The organism is Elusimicrobiota bacterium, assembly GCA_018816525.1.
Classification (GTDB): domain Bacteria; phylum Elusimicrobiota; class Endomicrobiia; order CG1-02-37-114; family XYA2-FULL-39-19; genus OXYB2-FULL-48-7.
The window spans coordinates 1-4,353 of record JAHIVV010000050.1 but is presented as its reverse complement, the minus strand read 5'-3'; the positions used below and the strand labels follow the sequence as shown (position 1 = coordinate 4,353).

The 4,353-nt window shown below is 39.9% G+C and carries 5 protein-coding genes and 1 tRNA gene; 4 read left to right on the top strand and 2 right to left on the bottom strand.

Annotated elements, in window-relative coordinates:
* A partial coding sequence (locus KKH91_04955; protein ID MBU0952156.1) for an NADH-quinone oxidoreductase subunit L occupies positions 1-941 on the bottom strand: 941 nt, incomplete at its 3' end.
* Between the two features lie 93 nt (positions 942-1,034).
* Between KKH91_04955 and KKH91_04950 the strand changes: the two genes are divergently transcribed.
* The 4 genes from KKH91_04950 to KKH91_04935 all read left to right on the top strand — a co-directional run bounded on the left by KKH91_04950 (position 1,035) and on the right by KKH91_04935 (position 3,802).
* Positions 1,035-1,484, top strand: a complete 450-nt coding sequence (locus KKH91_04950) for a site-specific integrase (GenBank protein ID MBU0952155.1) — start codon at positions 1,035-1,037, stop codon at positions 1,482-1,484.
* A gap of 97 nt (positions 1,485-1,581) precedes the next feature.
* A complete protein-coding gene (locus KKH91_04945) occupies positions 1,582-2,316 on the top strand; it encodes a Fic family protein (GenBank protein MBU0952154.1) in 735 nt (244 codons plus the stop codon).
* Positions 2,317-2,534: 218 nt separating this feature from the next.
* Entirely contained in the window at positions 2,535-3,431 is an 897-nt protein-coding gene (locus tag KKH91_04940) for an IS1595 family transposase (GenBank protein ID MBU0952153.1), read from the top strand.
* 277 nt (positions 3,432-3,708) lie between these two features.
* A tRNA-Ser gene (locus KKH91_04935) sits at positions 3,709-3,802 on the top strand.
* Here the strand turns inward: KKH91_04935 and KKH91_04930 are convergent.
* A partial coding sequence (locus KKH91_04930; GenBank protein ID MBU0952152.1) for a recombinase family protein occupies positions 3,781-4,353 on the bottom strand: 573 nt, incomplete at its 5' end. The two genes, KKH91_04935 and KKH91_04930, sit on opposite strands and share 22 nt — an antisense overlap.

Here is a 4,353-nt window from a genome sequence, read left to right as displayed (position 1 = left end):
GGGTTCATTTCGGAAAATCCCAGGAAAATATATCCAATCTGGCTGATTGTTGAGTAAGCGAGGATTCTTTTCATATCGGTTTCCATCATGGCCGCGGCCGCCGCAATCAGGCTGGATGAAACAGCTATTATAGGAAGAGCATGGCTCCAAAATTCAGGAATTTGGAAAGTATAACAGAATATTCTTGCAAAAGCGTATACACCGATTTTAACAAGAACAGCCGCATGCAGTATTGCGGTAACAGGCGTGGGCGCAACACCGGCATCGGGAAGCCAGGTGTGAAGCGGCACCGTTGCCGACTTTGAAAACATGCCTAATAATATAAGGAGGACGGCTTGTGAGCTTATCATTACCCCGCGCATGGCGGTAAGGTCAAAGGTGCCGGTTTGGGCGTAAATGGCAATGAATCCCAGCAACATCATTGCCGCGCCGAAAAATGTCACTAAGAATGCTTTATCCGCTTTTAGTACTTGGATCGAGCTTCTATAAAAACCTATCAGGCGCCAGCAGCAGATGGCCGCTATTTCCCAGAATAGGTACATGAATATAAGATTTGCTGAATAAACCAGACCCATCATCGAGCCGATGAACATTACCACCATCAGGTAATATTCATTTTGGTTTTCATCGTGCTTGGTATATCCCAAAGAATAAATGATAATTAAAAATCCTATAAAAGAGGAAACGATAGACATGAAAATTGAAAGGGCGTCAACTACAAGGACAAAATCAAAACCGGGGAAGAGGGATTTCCTTATAATAAGCTCATTACTGCCTAAAGCAAACGGAATGAGCATCATTGGAAGGACTGTTGTGGCAAGCCCGAGCAGGACGGACCACACTGATCGCGCCCTTTTTGATATTAAGGAAGCGACTGGTATGGTCAGCGAACCGATAACCGGAACAAAGACGGTTAATAATACGATATTTTCTATAGTCATAATAAAATCAGATTACGCAAATTATCAAAAGGAGCTAAAATTTATCAAAATAAAATATGAATGTCAAGAAAACGTATTAAGTTGTTGGGTCATATGCGTCCTATAATTCAGACGCTAATTTATACGGGGCTTAGGAAATCGGAACTATTGAATTTAAAATGGGAGCACATTCAAAATGACAAATTAGTTATACAGGCATCCAAAACAAACAAAACGAGATTTATTCCTATGCACCCAAAGTTGAAAGATATTTTTCAAAAACTGCCGAAGAAAAATAATTTTGTTTTTACTAATATTAGCGGGACTAAACTTGATGAAACAACTTTGGACCATAAATTCAGGGCAGCAGTTAAAAGGGCCAAGATACTGCATTGCTCCCTACACGCAACTCGCCACACCGCAGCTAGCCTTTTAATCGATGCCGGGGCGAACATTGTTCAGGTAAAAGAATTCCTCGGGCACTCCGACATAAGAACCACAATGATTTACATTCATCTTTTCCCTTCCCAACTTCAAGAAACAGTAGATAAGATTTCTTTTTAAAATAAATATGTTTGACGGTCTAGTCATAAAAAGGTAAAATATAGTATTGAGAAATTGACGTTTAAGGTATGATTTAGGCCTATTAGGGGGTACCCCGATGAATACCATTTTTGCAGAAATAGACCAGTTACAGCAAGAAATAAATAAACACAGGCCTTTTGATAAACATTTATTAGGCCAGATAAAAGAATACTTCCGTATTGGATTAACCTACACAAGTAATGCCCTTGAAGGAAATTCTCTGACAGAATCGGAAACAAAAGTAGTAATTGAGGATGGCATAACAATCGGTGGTAAACCTATGAAAGACCACTTTGAAGCTATCGGGCATAGTGAGGCCTATGACTTCATGTATAATCTTTCCAAGGCAAAAGCAGTAACTGAAAAAGACATAACTAAATTGCACCATCTTTTTTATTACCGTATAGATGAAGCCAATGCAGGGGCTTATCGGAAAGTGAAAGCCTATATAACCGGTTCAAAATATCCATTACCTTTACCTGAAGAATTGCCTAAACTTATGAAAACCTTCCCTGCAAAGCTAATCAAATTAAGAAAAGAGAAGCATCCAGTAGAATTTGCGGTTTTAGCCCATAAAGAGCTGGTTTTTATACATCCTTTCGTTGATGGCAACGGCAGGGTATCCAGGCTCCTGATGAACACCATTTTAATGCAGGAAGGGTATGTTGTAACCATCATTCCACCCATTGTACGGCAGGACTATATTTCCTCATTAGAAAAAGCCAGGGGCGGTAATGATAAACAATTTATCGAACTTATTGCCCAGATGGTAAAAGAAACCCAAAAGGATTATTTAAGGCTTTTTAAGTAGAATAACCAGCTGGTATATTTCATGCTATCATACTACCCAATAAAGGTGAGTATCATCGCATAAACTATACCACAGAACGGTAAAAGACATTATTTCGCCTAGCTCAACCACAGCCTTCCAATCAACCGCAGGTTAATTAACATTATTTTTGTTCCTTTATTTGATCTTCCTGCATGTCTACTTGACTGAACTAACTACAATATGTAGTATATAGGGGTATGGAAAACTACCCACGAAATATCATGGACTTTGAAAAACGATTTAATTCTGAAGAAGCATGCAGAGAATATCTTTTCAAAATTAAATGGCCTGAAGGATTTAAATGTCCAAGGTGTAGCAATAACAAAGCATGGCTCACCAATGATTGTCTTTATAAATGTAGTAAATGTGGTTTTAAGAGTTCTGTAACAGCCGGAACAATATTTCAAGATACCCGAAAACCGCTCCAGTTGTGGTTTAAGGCAATGTGGTACATAACGAATCAAAAGCATGGGATTAGCGCATTGGGTTTGCAAAGATTTCTTGGGATAGGCAGCTATCAAACTGCTTGGGAATGGTTGCATAGACTTAGACATGCAATGATTCGTCCGGGCCGCGATCGTATTTCCGGGATAATTGAAGTTGATGAAACTTATATTGGTGGTAAAAAAACAGGCAAAAAAGGCCGAGGTTCCGAAGGTAAAATTCTGGTTGTAATTGCGGCACAAATTGATGGCAAGCGTATTGGCCGCATACGATTCAAACGCATACCCGATGCTTCTGGCGATAGTTTGATTCCAGCGATAAAAGAAACTATTGAACCAGGTAGTACAGTAATAACCGATGGCTGGAAAGGATATAGTAAACTGGAAACTTTTGGTTATACTCATAAGATTACTAAAAAAGAAGGGTTTGTTGGAAAAAATCTTCTTCCCAAATGCAACACGGTAGCAGCCCTGCTTAAGAGAGGGCTGCTGGGGACACATCAAGGCCGTGTCCAGTACCTTGATTATTATTTGGATGAATTTACTTTTCGGTTTAACCGTAGAACATCCAAATTCCGGGGAATGCTTTTTTATAGACTTGTTCAAAATTGTGTTGCTGTTAATCCTATTCATGGTAAAAACCTTGTTTAGATCCTACCATATATGGTATATAGTTCAGTCAAGTAGACATGCAGGTTGATCTTTATCAATTCTATGATAATCGCGCCTGCCGGAAAGAGGTAAATCATATTTTTGACTTTTTTTTTAAATTTTGATAGTATGTTCGTCATAGACAAATGAATATGAGGAGAGGTGGCCGAGTGGGTTGCAGGTCACACGAATAAGTGTGACCAAGCCTGCAACGGCGCCGAGTTGGTGAGGCGACAGGAAGACACATCCTGGCTCGCCTCGACTGAACGATAGTGATGGAGAGGTGGCCGAGTGGCTTAAGGCGGCGGTTTGCTAAACCGCTGTACTGGTTAATACCGGTACCTGGGGTTCAAATCCCCACCTCTCCGCCAAGTTTTACATTCAGCGAAATTGAAAGATGTTGCCTCGGCGCAAAGCGCCTCGGCATGGTATTTTTCCGCAATTTTAAAGGCATTTTTGAAATCCAAAAACAAAGTGCGGTCGGCAATGCGGAAGTTCGAACCGAAAAAGAAACTTTTTTGATTTCTTCTCTGATTTGAGAAGTGATGACGTCCTCTCTTGCATATCTTTGCGAACAAGGATTTTTCCGTTTGGTACATCGCAAATAGTTATGTCCTTTTTGAGTTTCGGTGGTAATGAAGCAACCACATTCTCCGCAACGGAAAAATCCTCTATACACACAAGGTTTCAATTTTGGCGATTTCGGTTTGCTCTTGTTCATCATCACTTCTTGAACGGAATCAAAAAGTTTCTTTGTGATAATCGGTTCATGCTTTCCGTCATACATTTCGCCGTTATATTCAATCATGCCGTAATAGATTTTATTTTTCAGCATATACTGATAATTTGAGACGGAAAGCATTTTGCCTTTCTTGCCAACCAAGCCTAAGGAATTGATAATCTTTCGGATTTGAGCGAGGGG

Coding starts and splice junctions, on each gene's coding strand:
- KKH91_04950 (MBU0952155.1), top strand. CDS start 1,035: ATGCGTCCTATAATTCAGACGCTAATTTATACGGGGCTTAGGAAATCG.
- KKH91_04945 (MBU0952154.1), top strand. CDS start 1,582: ATGAATACCATTTTTGCAGAAATAGACCAGTTACAGCAAGAAATAAAT.
- KKH91_04940 (MBU0952153.1), top strand. CDS start 2,535: ATGGAAAACTACCCACGAAATATCATGGACTTTGAAAAACGATTTAAT.